General features: G+C 59.5%; 14 protein-coding genes. 5 read left to right on the forward strand and 9 right to left on the reverse strand.

The features are described from left to right. Window positions 1–8 precede the first annotated feature (8 nt). The 4 genes from glyA to JOE33_RS16160 all read right to left on the reverse strand — a co-directional run bounded on the left by glyA (window position 9) and on the right by JOE33_RS16160 (window position 4,557). On the reverse strand, window positions 9–1,262 hold the full coding sequence (gene glyA / locus JOE33_RS16145; protein ID WP_010435878.1) for a serine hydroxymethyltransferase: 1,254 nt from the start codon (window positions 1,260–1,262) through the stop codon (window positions 9–11). A 259-nt stretch (window positions 1,263–1,521) separates the two neighbouring features. Then, window positions 1,522–2,700, reverse strand: a complete 1,179-nt coding sequence (gene choV / locus JOE33_RS16150; protein ID WP_003420013.1) for a choline ABC transporter ATP-binding protein — start codon at window positions 2,698–2,700, stop codon at window positions 1,522–1,524. Further along, window positions 2,697–3,545: a choline ABC transporter permease subunit gene (choW, locus tag JOE33_RS16155; RefSeq protein ID WP_170846044.1), complete on the reverse strand. Its 849-nt coding sequence runs from the start codon at window positions 3,543–3,545 to the stop codon at window positions 2,697–2,699. The genes choV and choW overlap by 4 nt, the downstream gene beginning before the upstream one ends. A gap of 64 nt (window positions 3,546–3,609) precedes the next feature. Then, a complete protein-coding gene (locus tag JOE33_RS16160; RefSeq protein ID WP_010407068.1) occupies window positions 3,610–4,557 on the reverse strand; it encodes a choline ABC transporter substrate-binding protein in 948 nt (315 codons plus the stop codon). Between the two features lie 782 nt (window positions 4,558–5,339). On the opposite strand from JOE33_RS16160, the gene JOE33_RS16165 reads away from it, so the two are divergent. Continuing rightward, entirely contained in the window at window positions 5,340–6,443 is a 1,104-nt protein-coding gene (locus tag JOE33_RS16165; RefSeq protein ID WP_010435885.1) for a GlxA family transcriptional regulator, read from the forward strand. Window positions 6,444–6,758: 315 nt separating this feature from the next. Here JOE33_RS16165 and JOE33_RS16170 read toward each other — a convergent pair whose 3' ends face one another. After that, entirely contained in the window at window positions 6,759–8,384 is a 1,626-nt protein-coding gene (locus JOE33_RS16170) for a methyl-accepting chemotaxis protein (protein WP_010435565.1), read from the reverse strand. A 411-nt stretch (window positions 8,385–8,795) separates the two neighbouring features. Here JOE33_RS16170 and JOE33_RS16175 point away from each other — a divergent pair, with 411 nt between their 5' ends. Both JOE33_RS16175 and JOE33_RS16180 read left to right on the forward strand, forming a co-directional pair. Further along, on the forward strand, window positions 8,796–9,029 hold the full coding sequence (locus tag JOE33_RS16175) for a hypothetical protein (protein WP_003316169.1): 234 nt from the start codon (window positions 8,796–8,798) through the stop codon (window positions 9,027–9,029). Then, a complete protein-coding gene (locus tag JOE33_RS16180) occupies window positions 9,026–9,328 on the forward strand; it encodes a cell division protein ZapA (RefSeq protein WP_003316170.1) in 303 nt (100 codons plus the stop codon). The genes JOE33_RS16175 and JOE33_RS16180 overlap by 4 nt, the downstream gene beginning before the upstream one ends. A gap of 25 nt (window positions 9,329–9,353) precedes the next feature. On the opposite strand, the gene JOE33_RS16185 is transcribed toward JOE33_RS16180, so the two are convergent. Then, complete coding sequence (locus JOE33_RS16185) at window positions 9,354–10,067, reverse strand: 3'-5' exonuclease (RefSeq protein WP_122528875.1); 714 nt, start codon at window positions 10,065–10,067, stop codon at window positions 9,354–9,356. Then, a complete protein-coding gene (locus tag JOE33_RS16190; RefSeq protein WP_032611846.1) occupies window positions 10,064–11,998 on the reverse strand; it encodes a DUF294 nucleotidyltransferase-like domain-containing protein in 1,935 nt (644 codons plus the stop codon). Before JOE33_RS16190 ends, JOE33_RS16185 begins: the two co-directional genes overlap by 4 nt. Before the next feature lie 231 nt (window positions 11,999–12,229). Here JOE33_RS16190 and JOE33_RS16195 point away from each other — a divergent pair, with 231 nt between their 5' ends. Beyond that, on the forward strand, window positions 12,230–12,676 hold the full coding sequence (locus tag JOE33_RS16195) for a response regulator (protein ID WP_010435570.1): 447 nt from the start codon (window positions 12,230–12,232) through the stop codon (window positions 12,674–12,676). Between the two features lie 66 nt (window positions 12,677–12,742). Here the strand turns inward: JOE33_RS16195 and JOE33_RS16200 are convergent, their stop codons facing one another. Then, a complete protein-coding gene (locus JOE33_RS16200; protein WP_122695058.1) occupies window positions 12,743–14,920 on the reverse strand; it encodes a malate synthase G in 2,178 nt (725 codons plus the stop codon). A gap of 322 nt (window positions 14,921–15,242) precedes the next feature. Here JOE33_RS16200 and JOE33_RS16205 point away from each other — a divergent pair, with 322 nt between their 5' ends. After that, window positions 15,243–15,761 (forward strand): ACT domain-containing protein, encoded by a 519-nt coding sequence (locus JOE33_RS16205; RefSeq protein ID WP_010435576.1) that lies wholly within the window; start codon window positions 15,243–15,245, stop codon window positions 15,759–15,761. Between the two features lie 221 nt (window positions 15,762–15,982). Here the strand turns inward: JOE33_RS16205 and rarD are convergent, their stop codons facing one another. Beyond that, entirely contained in the window at window positions 15,983–16,870 is an 888-nt protein-coding gene (gene rarD, locus JOE33_RS16210; protein WP_010435578.1) for an EamA family transporter RarD, read from the reverse strand. Between the last annotated feature and the right edge of the window lie 42 nt (window positions 16,871–16,912).

Here is a 16,912-nt window from a genome sequence, read left to right on the forward strand (position 1 = left end):
CTCCTGACTCAGCGATAAACCGGGAAATCGGCGCACAGTGCGGCGACCTGGCTGGCAACGTCGGCCTCGACATCGGCATCCCCGAGGTTGTCGAGGATGTCGCAGATCCAGCCTGCCAGCTCGACGCACTGGGTCACCATGAAGCCGCGAGTGGTCACGGCCGGTGTGCCGATGCGCAGGCCGGACGTCACGAATGGCGACTGCGGGTCGTTGGGCACCGAGTTCTTGTTGACGGTGATGTGCGCGCGGCCCAGCGCCGCGTCGGCGTCTTTGCCGGTCAGGCCCTGACGGATCAGGCTGACCAGAAACAGATGGTTGTCGGTGCCGCCGGAGACCACGTCGAAGCCCCGATCGATGAACACCTGCGCCATCGCTTGCGCATTGTCGATGACCTGCTGTTGATAGACCTTGAAGGCGGGCTCCATGGCTTCCTTGAAACACACGGCCTTAGCGGCGATGACGTGCATCAGCGGGCCGCCCTGACCACCGGGGAAGACGGCGGAATTGAATTTCTTCTCCAGCTCTTCGTTGGCCTTGGCCAGGATCAGGCCACCACGTGGACCGCGCAGGGTCTTGTGGGTCGTGGTGGTGACCACATCTGCGTAAGGCAGCGGATTCGGGTAAAGACCGGCGGCAACCAGGCCGGCGACGTGCGCCATGTCGACGAACAGGTAGGCGCCCACCTTGTCGGCGATTTCACGGAAACGCGGGAAGTCCAGGGTCTTCGAGTAGGCCGAAAACCCGGCGATGATCATTTTCGGCTGGCATTCGACGGCAATGCGCTCGACTTCGTCGTAATCGATCAGCCCGGTCGCGGTGTCGATACCGTACTGCACGGCGTTATAGAGTTTGCCCGAGAAGCTGACCTTGGCACCGTGGGTCAGGTGGCCGCCGTGCGCCAGGCTCATACCCAATACGGTATCGCCGGCCTGGAGCAGCGCGAGGTAGACCGCTGCGTTGGCCTGACTGCCGGAGTGCGGCTGGACGTTGGCGTAGTCGGCGCCAAACAGCTGTTTGGCGCGCTCGATGGCCAGTTGCTCGACCTTGTCGACATGCTCGCAACCGCCGTAGTAACGCTTGCCGGGATAGCCCTCTGCGTACTTGTTGGTCAGGCCGCTGCCCTGCGCCTGCATCACGCGTTTGCTGGTGTAGTTCTCCGAGGCGATCAGCTCGATATGGTCTTCCTGACGCTGCTCCTCGGCGTTCATCGCCGACAACAGTGCATCGTCATAACCCTGGATCTGGTCTTGCTTGCTGAACATCGCGGATCTCCCAGCGGCGGCGCGGCGCCTGACTTGTCGTTCGGGCGGAACAGAGCCCTCTGAGAGCGATGGTAGGGCTGGACCGAAGACGCCAAATGCCTATGGACGCCACACAAAGGTGCGTTTACGACATGGCGGCTGAGGGAGCAGAAATAGCCGAAGGGGAGTTGCCCGGGTGACAGGCTGCGGACGAAAAAAAGCCCGCTCCCGGCTGTATGAGTCCAGCGCGGCGGAGCGGGCTTGTCGGCTTGAGGCCTTGTCAGCCGTGGTTTTTGCCCAGCAATGCGTGATACAGCTCGGTATCACCCAGAATGCCGACCACTTTATTGCCGTCCTGCAGGACCAGTTTGTTGCCGGTCTGGTAACGGATCTGCAACGCGTCGCGCATGCCGATGTTGGAATGCACAAGCGTCGGGCGTCTATCCAGAGTGGCGACGTCCTGACCGGGGGTCCAGTTCTGCAGGTCAAGGGCGGTGGCACCTTGCCGCGCACCCTTGATCACGTTGCCTTCGGCCAGATCGAGCCATGAGTCGCCGCTCGGGTCCAGGCACACCGAGCCGTTGACGTGGGTGCACTCGTCGACGGTGCGCATCAGGCTGCGACCGCACAGCACGTTGAGCGGGTTGGTGTGTGCAACGAAGGTGCGCACGTATTCATCTGCCGGATTGAGAACAATCTGTTCCGGCACGCTGTATTGAACGATACGGCCGTCCTTCATGATGGCAATCCGGCTACCGAGCTTCAGTGCTTCATCCAGATCGTGGCTGACGAACACAATGGTCTTGCTCAGTTTGGTTTGCAGGGCCAGCAGTTCGTCCTGCAAACCCTGGCGGATCAGGGGGTCGAGCGCCGAGAACGGTTCGTCCATCAGCAGGATGTCGGCGTCCATCGCCAGTGCCCGCGCCAGGCCCACTCGCTGCTGCATGCCGCCAGACAGCTCGTCGGGCTTCTTGTTGCGCCACTGGGTCAGGCCCACCAGCTCGAGTTTTTCATCCACCAGCTTGCGCCGTTCCTTTTCGGGGCGGCCCTGCATCTCCAGACCGAAGCTGATGTTCTCGCGCACCGTCAGCCAGGGCATCAGGGCGAATTTCTGGAACACCATGGCGATGCGTTTGGTGCGCATCATTTTCAGTTCGGCTGCGCTGCAGTTGGCGATGTTGATCTGCGAGCCTTCATGCTCGACGAACAGTGAGCCGCGGCTGACGGTATTGAGACCGTTGATACAGCGCAACAGGCTGGATTTGCCGGAGCCCGAAAGGCCCATCAGGACGCAGATTTCGCCCTTTTCGATGTCCAGACTGGCGTTCTCGACACCGACGATCTGTCCGGTTTTCTTGAGGATCTGATCACGCGTGAGGCCTTCGTCGAGCAGCTTGAGGGCTTCACGCGGATCCTTGGAGAAGATGACGTCTACCTTGTCGAATTTGATGATACTCATGCGTCGGACCCTACCTTGGCTTCGGGTTGTTTGCAGATGCGGTCGAGCATGATGGCCAGCAATACGATTGCCAGACCGGCTTCGAAACCGAGCGCGATGTCGGCCGTGTTCAGCGCATTGACTACCGGCTTGCCCAGGCCGTCGGCGCCGACCAGGGCCGCGATGACCACCATCGATAACGACAGCATGATGCACTGGGTAATCCCGGCGGCAATGCTGGGCATCGCGTAAGGCAGTTCAATGCGCGTCAGCAACTGGCGGCGTGACGAGCCGAACGCCTTGCCGGCATCCAGCAGCTCCTGAGGTACATCGCGGATACCCAGGTAGGTCAGGCGAATCGGCGCGGCAATGGCGAAAACCACCGTCGATATCAGGCCGGGTACCACGCCCAGACCGAACAGCGTGAGTGTCGGAATCAGATAGACGAAGGTGGGCACGGTCTGCATCAGGTCGAGTAACGGCCGGATGATGGTGTAGAACAGCGGCTTGTGCGCGGCAATGATGCCAAGCGGCACGCCGATGACGACACAGACCAGCGTGGCGAAGAGCACTTGCGCCAGGGTTTCCATGGTCTCCTGCCAATAATGCAGGTTGAGGATCAACAGAAACGAAAGGATGACGAAAACCGTCAGGCCCCACTTGCGCTGGATGAAGTGCGCGAGGGCGGCGATAAGGCCGATCAGTACGAATGGATTGAACCAGGTCAGCGCGAAAGTGAACCCGTGGATCATCATTTCCAGTGTCGAGGCTATTGCGTCGAAGTAGTCGGCGCCATTGGCCGTCAACCAATCGACAAATGCGGCGATGTACTCGCCCAGAGGGATTTTATGGTCAGTCAGCATGATTTCGGGTGTCCGCTTGCGGAAGGTGAAGAGGGCAGCAGGCGGGTCAGCCCCGCCTGCTGTCGGCTTACTGGGTCAACTTGGCTTTGGCTGCCTCCAGGCCTGGTTTGCCATCGACGGTGGTCACGCCTGCGAGCCAGGTGTCGAGTACTTGCGGGTTTTTCTTGATCCACGCCTTGGCGGCGGCATCAGGCTTCATTTTGTCGTCCAGTACGTTACCCATCAGGGTGCTTTCCATGTTCAGCGTGAAGGACAGGTTCTTGAGCAACTGTCCTACGTTGCTGCACTCCTGACTGTAGCCTTTGCGGGTGTTGGTGTAGATCGTCGCTTGGCCATAGTTGGGGCCGAAGAAGTCATCGCCGCCAGTCAGATATTTCATCTTGAAGCGGGTGTTCATCGGGTGCGGTTCCCAACCGAGGAACACCACATCGTTCTTGCGTTTCACGGCGCGGTCGACCTGCGAAAGCATTGCGGCTTCACTGGATTCAACGACCTTGAAGCCTGCGTCTTTGAGGCCGAAGGCGTTCTTGTCGATCATGCTCTGGATCAGGCGATTGCCGTCGTTGCCAGGCTCGATCCCGTAGATCTTGCCGCCCAGTTCCTTCTTGAATTTGGCGATGTCGGCGAAGTCATGCAGGCCTTTGTCGTAGAGCGCTTCCGGCACTGCTAGGGTGTACTTGGCGTTCTCCAGATTGGCACGCACGGTTTCGACGGTCCCTGCTTCGCGATAGGGCTTGATGTCGTTTTCCATGGTCGGCATCCAGTTGCCGAGGAACACGTCCATGTTCTTGCCGTCGGCCAGCGACTTGTAGGTCACCGGTACTGAGATCATGGTGGTCTTGGTCTTGTAACCCAGTGACTCGAGTACGGCGCTGGTTACCGCAGTGGTGACGGTAATGTCAGTCCAGCCTACGTCGGAGAAGTTGACCGTATGACAGGCCTCTGGCTCGGCTGCCTGGGCTAGCACCGGCATACAGAGCGTGGCGGCCAACAGCAACGATTTGGAACCTTTCATGGGGTGGACTCCTGTGAGTTTCTTCTAGTCATCAGCAGGTGAACGCTGACGCGGCTTATGGGTTGGCGAGGCTTTTCGCGAAGCTCCATCACTGCGCCTGGCGATCGAGTCGGAACCGATCATGTAACAGGGAAAATCAAACGCCTACAGGGGGCGTCGTATCCAGTGCAGGAGGCGTCGTATCCAGTGCGCGCAAGGTCGCTTACAGATTCGTTGCATCGTACGCACGCCCGGTTGCAGTGTCGGAACTGCGAAAAAACGGCCAGTACGTTACACAGTCGCTGCGCAGGTCGGCAGCGGTCGGTTGGCAGGTCGGAGCCTGCGCGAACGCGGTGTTTTGGAGGGGAGTAACGCCGACAAGTTCATTATCGGGTCGGATCCGGCAGTGGTCACGCCATGTCGGGTGCCATTTTTGGTGGCTGCGCGCTTTTCGATCACGCGCTCGGCAGGCCGCCACTTTTTAGCGCGAACGCCTGTCCTTTGCAGGCTTTTCCCGGGATGTGCATTGAGTATCACTTGGCGTGCGAAGACCCCTTGGTCGTTTCCGTCAAGTGCTACCGAACTGCTCATCGAACTGCGCATGCGGAGGCCTGGCTGTCGCAAACAGGTACGTGGGTCGCAGCCGGTTAGACGCTTCGCGACGTCGTTTTCAGATGTTCTTGAATGAGCGATCAAATTCCGGCATGGGATTTGCGATGTCATTACAAAGCTCTGCAGCAACGGGGGCTACAAGAAGAGCCTGTTCTGGGGCCAACCATTGCCATATGAGAGGAGATAGTGTGATGACATCGTTCAATCAAGGGACTCAACCCCAGAACCGCGCGCCACAGTCCATCGGCTTTCTGCTGCTGGATAACTTCACGCTGATCTCCCTCGCATCGGCGGTAGAACCCCTGCGCATGGCCAACCAGTTGTCGGGCCGCGAGCTGTATCGCTGGACCACGCTGAGTCTCGACGGCGGTCAGGTGTGGGCCAGCGATGGTCTGCAGATCACGCCGGATGCGGCGATGCACAAGGCGCCTTTGCTCGACACGGTCATCGTCTGTGGCGGTGTCGGTATCCAGCGCTCCGTCACGCGTGAACATGTCAGCTGGCTCCAGAGCCAGGCACGTCAGTCGCGTCGTCTGGGCGCCGTGTGCACCGGCAGTTGGGCGCTGGCGTGCGCGGGTTTGCTGGACGGTTTCGAGTGCAGTGTGCATTGGGAATGTCTGGCGTCGATGCAGGAAGCCTTTCCGCGAGTGTCGATGAGCACCCGGCTGTTCACGCTGGACCGCAACCGTTTCACCAGTTCAGGCGGCACCGCACCACTGGACATGATGCTGCACCTGATCAGTCGTGATCATGGGCGCGAGTTGTCGGCAGCCATTTCCGAGATGTTCGTCTACGAGCGCATTCGTAACGAACAGGACCACCAGCGCGTGCCGCTCAAGCACATGCTGGGTACCAATCAGCCGAAGCTGCAGGAAATCGTGGCGCTGATGGAAGCCAATCTTGAAGAGCCGATCGATCTTGACGAGCTGGCTGTGTATGTCGCCGTTTCGCGCAGGCAGCTGGAGCGGCTGTTCCAGAAATACCTGCACTGTTCGCCATCGCGCTACTACCTGAAACTGCGCCTGATTCGCGCCCGACAGCTGCTCAAGCAGACACCAATGTCGATCATCGAAGTGGCCTCGGTGTGCGGCTTCGTGTCGACGCCACACTTCTCCAAATGCTATCGCGAATACTTTGGCATCCCGCCACGTGATGAGCGCGTAGGCTCCAACACCGCACAGCAGGTCGCCATGATGCCAATCCCGCAGGCCCTGGTGCTCGCCCCGTTGTCCGGGCCGATGTCGGCACTGAGTCAGGCGCGTAATGAGTCGACGTTTGCGAGTGTGAGGCTGTAGCCGCCCAGCATCGTCAAGAGGACGCGGAGCGTCCGGAAAGGCATGCGACGCAGAGCGTCGCACGATACTTGCGGTCATCATTCCGCACGCTCCAGCGTGGGAATGCAGTTCTCGACGCTCTGCGTCGCAAGAGGACGCGGAGCGTCCAGAAAGGCATGCGACGCAGAGCGTCTCACGATAGTTGCGATCATCGTTCCGCACGCTCCAGCGTGGGAATGCATTTCGCGACGCACTGCGTCGCCAAGGGGACGCAGAGCGTCCAGAACTGCATGCCAACGCGGAGCATTGGCACGAGAGTCATGTACCTGTCTGTAATCAAAGCGCGAAGCGCGAAACCATGCCGTTGAGGTCGATTGCCAGGCGTGACAGCTCGGTGCTGGCTGCGCTGGTCTGGTTGGCGCCGTTGGTGGATTGTGCCGACAGGTCGCGGATGTTGACCAGGTTGCGGTCCACTTCACGGGCGACCTGTGCCTGCTCTTCGGCGGCGCTGGCGATGACCATGTTGCGTTCGTTGATCTCTTCGACGGCGCTGTTGATGGTGTTCAGTGCCTGGCCCGCGCCCTTGGCGATGTTCAGCGTCGATTCGGCGCGTTCGGTGCTGTTGCGCATCGAGCTGACGGCCTGTTCCGTGCCGGTCTGAATGCTGCTGATCATGCGTTCGATTTCGCTGGTCGATTGCTGGGTGCGGTGGGCCAGGGCACGGACTTCGTCGGCGACGACGGCAAAGCCACGTCCTGCTTCACCGGCGCGTGCAGCTTCGATGGCGGCGTTCAATGCCAGCAGGTTGGTCTGGTCGGCCAGGCCGCGAATCACGTCGAGCACCTTGCCGATATCACGCGACTCATTGGCCAGGCTGATGATCAGCTCGGCAGTGCCTTGCACGTCGCCACTCATGCGCTCGATGGCGCTGACGGTTTCCTGCACCAGGTCGCGGCCATCGCCTGCAGAGGTCGCCGCGCTGCGCGATGCCTGCGAGGTGCTGGTGGCGTTGCGCGCCACTTCTTCCACGGCGCTGGTCATCTGGTTGACCGCGGTGGCTGCCTGTTCTATTTCATCGTTCTGCTGCACCAGCCCGCGTGCGCTTTCGTCAGTAACGGCATTCAGCTCTTCGGCTGCCGAGGCCAGTTGCGTGGCCGAGCCGGAAATACCCTGCAAGGTATCGCGCAGCTTGTCCTGCATGGTCTTCATGGCCAGCAGCAGACGACCGGCTTCATCGGTACCGTCGATACTGATCGGCCGGGTCAGGTTGCCTTGCGCGATGGTCTCCGCCGCAAGCAGCGCGGTGGCGATCGGCGTGGTAATACTTTTGATCAGCATCCAGGCAAACACCAGGGTCAGCAGGGTGGCTGCGATCAGCAGTCCGATCACCATGTTGAATGCCGAGTCATACTCGATGGAGGCCTGTTCTTTGACCGCATTCAACTGCGCCGTATTGATATCCACCAGCTTGCGCAGCACAACGTTCATCTGGTCGGAGTTGCTGACCATTTCGTTATTGAGCAAGCCCTGCAATTCGTCGATGTTGTTCGCGCGGGTCAGCGTTTTCAGGCGGTCTTCAAGCTGGCGATACTGGCCCAGCAACTGCACGTACTGGCTATAGAGATCGCGCTCGTCGGAAGTGCTGATCAGCTTCTCGTAAATGGCCTGAGCGTCGGTGATCTGCTTGTTGCGCATCGCCATCAGCTCGATGGTTTTCTGCTGGGTTTCCGGATCGCGGTTGACCAGCAATCGGTAGGACAGCACCCGCAGGCGAATACTGACTTCAGCGAAGCGATCGAGGCTTTTAATACTGGGTACATTGCTGTCGGCCAGCACTTCGGTTGCGCTGCGGATCTTGCTCATCTGTGACAGTGCAAAGACGCCCAGAATCAGCATGAGGGTGCCGATCATGGCAAATCCAAGAAACGCTCGGGGCGCGATGTTCATATTTCGCAAGGACATAGAAAGCTTCCAGGGTCATTGACGCGTTCCATGCGATTTAGAGACGGGGATAAAGCCGTAAGTGGGGTGCCTATCGGACGTGCGACTGAAGTCTTGAGCCGATAGGCACGTATCGCATGTGCCTTAATCATGACGATTTCTTCATTTCTTTCGCGGATCTGGCGCAACCCATTGAAAAGACGGGGCGGGGGCTTTTTTCGCGATGGCAGTCCGCCCAATGGCTGCGCGCATTTGTCGCAGTTTCAGACGGTCTGACGAACAGCAGGAACCGGATACCGAATAAGGAGTCACAAGCCCCCTACGCGTCTACGTTATCGATGTGTCGATGTGATGACAGAGCGGTGAGCGCTGGTATGCGCAACGACTTTTCTTTATCGTACGCGCCCGTTGAAATTTGCTCGAGAAATCAAAATGTTGGAAGCCTCCCTTAGCCAATTGGAACAACTTGTCGGCGATCTGGTACAGCAGAATCAGGCCCTTCAGGAAACAAATGCACAGCTCGGTGCCGAGCTGGCAAAAGCCAAGGACGAGAACGAGAACTTGCAACTGAGTCTGATGGAGCAGGAAGAGAAGCATGGCAGTACTGCCGCGCGCATCCAGGCACTGGTTGATCGCGCGACCAGCGCAAGTGCTGTCGGCGCATGAACGTCGATGGCAGCGGGGTAACCGTTCTCACCATTCTGGGTAATGAGTACTCGGTCAAGGCGCCGGCTGGCGAAGACCTGACCCTCATGAAGGCCGCGGCGATGCTCAATGCATCGCTGGCCGACACCAAGCGTAAATACCCGACGTTGATCGGTGATCGTCTACTGGTCCTCGCCGCGCTGAACCTTTGTTCGCAGCAGATCGAGCTGGAGCAACTGCACAAGGTCGAACTCAAGCGCTACCGGGAGCAGGTCGAAGCGACGGTGGATGTGATCGCCAAGACCATCGCCCCGAACTGAACGTGAGGCGCTGACGCAGTCGCAATCAGAACGAGTGCGACTGTCTGCGCCTGCGCCATTGCCCGAGTGCTTCCTCCAGCCGCAAGGGGCTGTCGATCTGCTGACGACGGGCGTGGCTGAACAGGATCAGCGCCAGTTCTGCGGTGACCAGCGCATCGGCGCTGGCGTGGTGACGCTCTTCGGCATGCAGACCAAAGAAACGGGTCCAGCCATCCAGCCCTGCATGACGCAGGTTGGCGTGCTCGCATAGCATCGGGGCTATTTCGGCGGCGTCGAAAAACGGATGCTGCAAGCGATAGCCCAGGCTTTCTTTCAAGGCGCGTGACAGCATGTGCTGATCGAATGGCGCATGAAAGCCGAGAATCGGGCTGTCACCGACGAACTCCATGAAGTCCAGCAAGGCTTCGACCGGCTCACTGCCGGCGGCAATCGCACTGGGCGCCAGCCCGTGAATCAGAACGGCCGGACTGACCTTGTGGTCGACGCGCAACAGGGTGCGCTCGAACTGCTGGCCCAGATCAATGGCGCCGTCTTCAATCACCACCGCACCAATGGACAGCACCTGATCACGGTTCATGTTCAGGCCGCTGGTTTCCAGGTCCAGCACTACCCAGCGCTGTTCACGCAGTGACGTGGCGCTGAGCTTCGCGCAAACCGGCAGTCGTTCGAGACGATCCAGCTGATGCGCGTGCAAAGGTGTCTTTTTCGGCCGTGGTTTGAGCCATTCGAACAGATTCATAGTTGATAACGCAGGGTCAGGCTGGTTTGCAATCGCTGCGCCTGGCGAAACGATTCGCGCAGAATGCGCCGGTCCAGATGGTTGAGTGTGTCGGGGTCGATACGGTTGGAATAAGCCAGATTCTGGCGACTCTGCAGTTGGTGTTGCTGCATGCGGGTCTGCTGAATGAAGTGATAGGCCTCCTCATACGCGGCGCCATCCAGCGGGTCGATAACCTCACGCTCGACTAACTGGCGCAGACGTTCCTGCGTGTTGTTGACGCCAATACCGTTGGCCAGCGCCAGCAGGCGCGCACCGTCGACGAAGGGCGTCAGGCCTTCGACCTTGAGGTCCAGCGTATCCTTTTCACTGCCTTTGCGGGCCAGCACGAAATCCTTGAAGCGACCCACTGGCGGACGCTGGCGCAATGCGTTGTCGGCCATCATGCGCTGGAACAGCCGATTGTCTGCGACCTGATCAAGAATGCCGCGGCGCAGTTGCTCGCAGCCGCTTTCATCCCCCCAGACCACGCGCAGATCGAAATAGATACTCGAGGCCAGCAGGTTCTCCGGCGTCGCCTCGCGAATAAACGTCGAGAAGCGCTGTGACCATTCGAGTCGGGACAGGCACAGGTCGGGATTGCCGGCCATGATGTTGCCCTTGCACAGGGTAAAACCGCACTGCGCCAGGCTCTGATTGATGCGTTCGGCAATCGGCAGCAATACTTTGCGAATCTGCTCTGCCTCGGCTGCATCACGCGCTTCGAACAGAATGCCGTTGTCCTGATCGGTATGCAGCGTCTGCTCGCGACGGCCTTCGCTGCCAAAGCACAGCCAGCTGAATGCGATGCCGGGATCGCCTTTCTCTGCAAGCGTCAGCTCTATTACCCGGCATACGGTGTGGTCGTTGAGCAGGGTGATGATCTGGGTTATCTGGGTCGAAGACGCGCCATGGGCGAGCATGCGATCAACCAACTGGACTATATCGCCCCGCAAGCCGGCGAGCGCTTCGATGCGTGGCGCGTTGCGAATGGTCCGCGCCAGGTGCACCAGGTCGACCCGTTGCAGGGAAAACAGGTCCCGCTCCGACACCACGCCGCACAAGCGTCCGTCCCGAACCAGGCACACGTGGGCGATATGACGACCGGTCATGGCGATGGCTGCGTCGAACGCACTGGCGTCGGGGCTCAGGTGGAACGGTGACAGGCTCATGGTGTGACTGACCGGTGCGCTGAAGTCGGCATTCACATCGGCAACCGCCTCACGCAGGTCGCGCAGGGTAAAGATACCCAGCGGCGCCTGCCGCTCGTCGACAATCACGATGCTGCCGACTTGCTGCTCATGCATCAGCTTCACGGCGTCGCGCATGGGCGTTTCCGGGCTGCACATCACCGGATGGCGCATGGCAAGTTCACCCAGCCGGGTGTTCAGAGAGTACTGCGTGCCGAGGGTTTCGACGGCGCGCTGCTGGACCTGTTGATTGACTTGATCTAGCAGGCTGCTGACACCGCGCAGGGCAAAGTCGCGAAAGGTTGTGGAGAGTGCGAACAGTTTGATGAATGCCTGCTTGTTCAACTGCAGGCAGAAGGTGTCCTCGGCAGCCAGATGCTCGGTGCGAGTGGCACGCTCGCCCAACAGTGCGGCGAGCGGAAAACACTCGCCCGTGGTTATTTCAAATGTCGTTTCCGTAACGCCTTTGGCAGAATGCGGACGCTCGCCGACGATGCGCCCCTGCTTGACGATGTAAAAGTGCTCCACCGGTCCGTCGCCAGGCTTGATGATGCTTTCACCGCCAGCGTAGAACCGCAGCTGACACTGCTCGACCAGATACGCCAGATGAGCGTTTTCCATCTGATTGAATGGCGGGAATTTTTGCAGAAACTGCATGGTGCCGTGTATGTTCTGCAGCACGGCTGTCTTGCCTGCCTGGGTGAAAGCATCTGCCTTGCTCATGGCCTGTTCCGCGTTCTTGTTATTGGTGCTCATGGTCGGCCGCTTGCAGCCAGGTGCCCATTGGACGTAAGTCTTACCTTGAACCCGGTGACACCGCCGTGCCGGTTGCGGCATAACTGATTTGACGAGCGCAATGGATTGCGAGCGAAGATTGGCCAGGATGCCGACGAAATGCATCGCAGATTGACCCGTATCTGCTGTCGGATTAGTTCAGGGAATGATGAGACTGCAATGATTGACCACGATATTCTGAGCGACGATGAGCGCGATGCCCTCCATGAGGTCATGCTCACGCCCGACCGCAGCGCCCCGCAACGGGTCCTGATCGTCGATGACGACAGCGACGCGCGCGAACTGTTGGCCGAAATTCTGAGCCTCAATGACATCAGCTGCATGACCGCGCCCGGTGGCGATACTGCGCTGCAGATGATCCACTCGCGTCAGTCCATTGGACTGCTGATCACCGACTTGCGGATGGCTCCTTTTGACGGGCTTGATCTGATTCGCAAGGTTCGTGAGTCGGACCGCGCCGAACTGCCGATCATCATCGTTTCCGGCGACGCCAATGTGCGAGATGCCATCGATGCCATGCACCTGAACGTGGTGGACTTCCTTCTCAAACCGCTCAATACCAGGCAGTTGGTGAAGCTGGTCAAGCGGGAGTTGGGGATGAACTGAGGCGGTGAGCCGTTGCAGGTTCTGGTCCTTCAAGGACCAGAACCTGCAACGAGGGTGTGCGACGCGTTACAGGCCGTTGATGGCCTTGAACTCTCGACGGCGACGGTGCAGTACCGGCTCGGTATAGCCATTAGGCTGTCGGGTGCCTTCGATGACCAGTTCGACCGCCGCCTGGAAGGCGATGTTGCTGTCGAAGTCCGGTGCCAGCGGGCGATACAGCGGGTCGTTGGCGTTCTGGCGATCCACCACCGGAGCCATGCGCTTGAGACTCTCAAGCACCTGAGTTTCGCTGACGACACCATGACGCAGCCAGTTGGCCATGTGCTGGCTGGAGATACGCAGCGTGGCGCGGTCTTCCATCAGGCCGATGTCGTTGATGTCCGGCACTTTCGAACACCCCACCCCCTGATCGATCCAGCGCACTACATAGCCAAGAATGCCCTGCGCGTTGTTGTCCAGTTCGTTCTGGATTTCTTCCGGCGTCCAGTCAGTGTTTGGCGCAAGCGGAATGGTCAGAATGTCATCCACCGAGGCTTGCTCGCGCTGTGCCAGTTCGGCCTGCCGGGCGAACACGTCGACCTTGTGATAATGCAGGGCGTGCAACGCAGCGGCCGTAGGTGAGGGGACCCAGGCCGTGTTTGCACCCGCCAGTGGATGAGCGATTTTCTGCTCCAGCATCGCCGCCATCAGGTCCGGCATGGCCCACATGCCTTTGCCGATCTGTGCGCGACCTTGCAGGCCGCATTTCAGGCCGATGTCGACGTTGGAGTTCTCGTAGGCAGTGATCCACTTCTCGGCTTTCATCTGTGCCTTGCGCACCACCGGACCCGCTTCCATGGAGGTATGGATTTCGTCACCGGTGCGGTCGAGGAAGCCGGTGTTGATGAACACCACACGCTCGCTGGCGGCCTGAATGCAGGCTTTGAGGTTGACCGTGGTGCGGCGCTCCTCGTCCATGATCCCGACCTTCAAAGTGTTACGCGGCAAGCCCAGTACCTGCTCGATACGCTCGAAAAGTTCGTTGGTGAATGCAGCTTCCTCCGGGCCGTGCATCTTCGGTTTGACGATGTACATCGAGCCGCTGCGGCTGTTGCAGCGCGAGTTGTTGCCCTTGAGGTTGTGGATCGCGGCGAGGCTGGTCAGCAGGCCATCGAGAATGCCTTCCGGCACTTCATTGCCATGCTTGTCGAGGATCGCATCGATGGTCATCAGGTGACCCACGTTGCGAATGAACAACAGCGAGCGCCCGTGCAGGGTGACTTCGCCGCCCTCTGGCGTGGTGTAGACGCGGTCCGGGTTCATGGTGCGGGTAAAGGTTTCACCGCCCTTGGATACCGATTCGGCCAGATCGCCTTTCATAAGGCCCAGCCAGTTGCGGTAGACAACCACTTTGTCGTCGGCATCGACGGCGGCGATGGAGTCTTCGCAGTCCATGATGGTGGTCAGCGCGGCCTCCATGAGAATGTCTTTCACGCCTGCCGGATCGGTCTGCCCGACCGGGCTGGCGGCGTCGATCTGCAGTTCGAAGTGCAGGCCGTTGTGCTTAAGCAGCAAGGCAAACGGTGCTAGGGCATCGCCTTGAAAGCCGACCAGTTGGGCGTCATCGTGCAGGCCGGTATTGCTGCCACCCTTGAGACTGACGACCAGCTTGCCGTCGATCAGCTTGTAAGCCGTCGAGTCTGCATGTGAACCTGCTGCCAGAGGCGCAGCCTGATCGAGAAAGGCGCGAGCGAAAGCGATCACCTTGTCGCCACGCACCTTGTTATAGCCTTTACCTTTTTCCGCGCCGCCTGCTTCGCTGATGGCGTCAGTACCGTAGAGCGCGTCATACAGCGAACCCCAGCGGGCGTTCGACGCATTGAGTGCGAACCGGGCGTTCATCACCGGCACAACCAGTTGCGGGCCGGCCATGGTGGCGATTTCTTCATCGACGTTTTGCGTGGTGATCTGGAAGTCCGCTGCTTCTGGCAGCAGGTAGCCGATCTCCTGAAGGAAGGCTTTGTAGGCCGAGGCGTCGTGAGCCTGTCCGGCATGCGACTGGTGCCAGGCGTCGATTTTCGCCTGTAACTCGTCACGTCTGGCGAGCAGTGCCTTGTTCTTTGGCGCAAGGTCGTGGATCAGTTTGTCCGCACCGGTCCAGAACGCAGTGGCATCGACGCCGGTTCCGGGGGTGGCTTCGTTCTGCACGAAGTCGAACAGGACTCTGGCGACTTGCAGGTCACCGACTTGAACGTACTCAGTCATTGCACTTGCCTCACTCTGCTCAGCAGGGTCGAGCACACTCGGGGAGCGCTCTGTTATTGATCTTGGTGCCATGTAGTGCGCGATTCGGGATACTACATGAGCTGCCTTCGCGTGAAAACGTCGCTGAATATGTCACTAAACGACCGGATATTCATATCGGGTCACGATGATATTCACCGTGTTCCCAAAAGCGCTCAGGATTGTTCCATAAAGCGTGGCAAACGGTACACGATTTACCGCGAGCGAGCTGCCCCTCGGGCATGCCTATACTGGTAAGACCGACGCTGTCTCCAAATCACCTGTGCAGAAAGAGGAATTGACCGTGGATCATCTCGTCGTAACGCTGGTTGCTCCCGACAAACCGGGTCAGGTCGAACGCATCTCGCAGTGCATTGCCGAGCATGGCGGCAACTGGCTGGAAAGCCGCATGTCGCGCATGGCCGGGCAATTTGCCGGGATTCTCAAGGTAGGCGTCGAGGCAGAAAAGTATGACGATCTGATCAATGCCCTGAACGGCCTGTCAGCTCATGGCATCCGCATGTTATTGGCTGAGAGCGTGGTCGAGACGTCCGATACTACCCGCTTGATCAGCATGGAACTGGTCGGCAACGACCGCCCCGGCATCGTGCGCGACATCACCCGCTTGCTGGCCGGGCAGGGCGTCAACGTCGAACACCTGATCACCGACGTAGCCCCTGCGCCCATGAGCAGCGAACTGCTGTTCCATGCCGAAGCAGTGTTGGGCGTCCCGCAGGACTTGTCACTGGATGACCTGCAGATGGCGCTGGAGACCCTGGCGGATGATTTGATGGTCGAGCTGGTGCTGGGGACAAAGGAGTAATAATTTTCGGGTTATCCAAGTTAATCGTGCACCTGCCTGTGGATAACCTGGGGGAATAGCCTTGCGCGCCATATCAGCTGCGGCTTCGCGGGATCTGATCAAAAAACCAGCAGGTTCAAGGGCTTGTGCACAGATAAGGTGAGTCTGCCTGTGGATAACCCTTGGAGAACCTCTTGCAGGCCACGGTCGACGTGGCCTGCGAGGATCTGTGTGTTTTTTGATCAGCTGCGGCCGCGGGATTTCAGCCAGATATCCACACTGTAGATGGCCAGCCCCGTCCAGATGAAAGCGAAGGTGATGATGGTGCTGGTGGTCAGGTGTTCGCCATACAGCAGCACAGCCAGTAGCAGAACCAGTGTAGGCGCGATGTATTGCAGGAAGCCCAGGGTGGTGAAAGGCAAATGGCGAGCGGCGGCGTTGAAGCACACCAGCGGTACCAGCGTGACCGGGCCGGCGGCGGCGAGCCAGATGGCTTGCGTGGTGGTCCAGAATTCCGGTTGCGCGCTTACGGCCATCGGGTTCAACGCGAGCCAGATCAGCGCCAGCGGCACGAGCATCCAGGTTTCCACCACCAGGCCGGGCAGGGCGGCGACCGGTGCTTTTTTACGGATCAGCCCGTAGAACGCGAAGGTCAACGGCAGTGCCAGCGACACCCACGGCAGGCTGCCAACGTGCCAGACCTGCTGTGCGACACCCATCGCGGCGAAGGCGACCGCCAGCATTTGCAGGCGTCTGAGGCGTTCGCCCAGCAGCAACATTGCGAGCAGCACGTTGACCAGTGGGTTGATGTAATACCCGAGGCTGGCCTCCAGCATGCGTCCGTTGTTCACTGCCCAGACGTAGATGATCCAGTTGCTGGCGATCAGCGTGCCGCTCAGCGCCAGCACGGCCAGCCGTTGCGGGTTGTTGCGCAGGTCGCGCCACCAGCCGGGGTGTTTCCAGAACATCAGCACTATCGAGCCGAAGAGCGCTGACCAGAGCGCGCGGTGGATGATGATCTCGATGGCCGGAACGGCGGCGATGGCTTTGAAGTAGATGGGGAACAGCCCCCAGATGACGTAAGCACTCAGGCCCAGAATGTACCCACGACGTGGATTGGCAGCTTGCATGGAGCGTCCCTTTAATACAGAAATTTCCGGTTTTATTATGCG

The sequence above is a fragment of the Pseudomonas sp. PvP027 genome (genome assembly GCF_017833005.1).
Taxonomy (GTDB): domain Bacteria; phylum Pseudomonadota; class Gammaproteobacteria; order Pseudomonadales; family Pseudomonadaceae; genus Aquipseudomonas; species Aquipseudomonas congelans.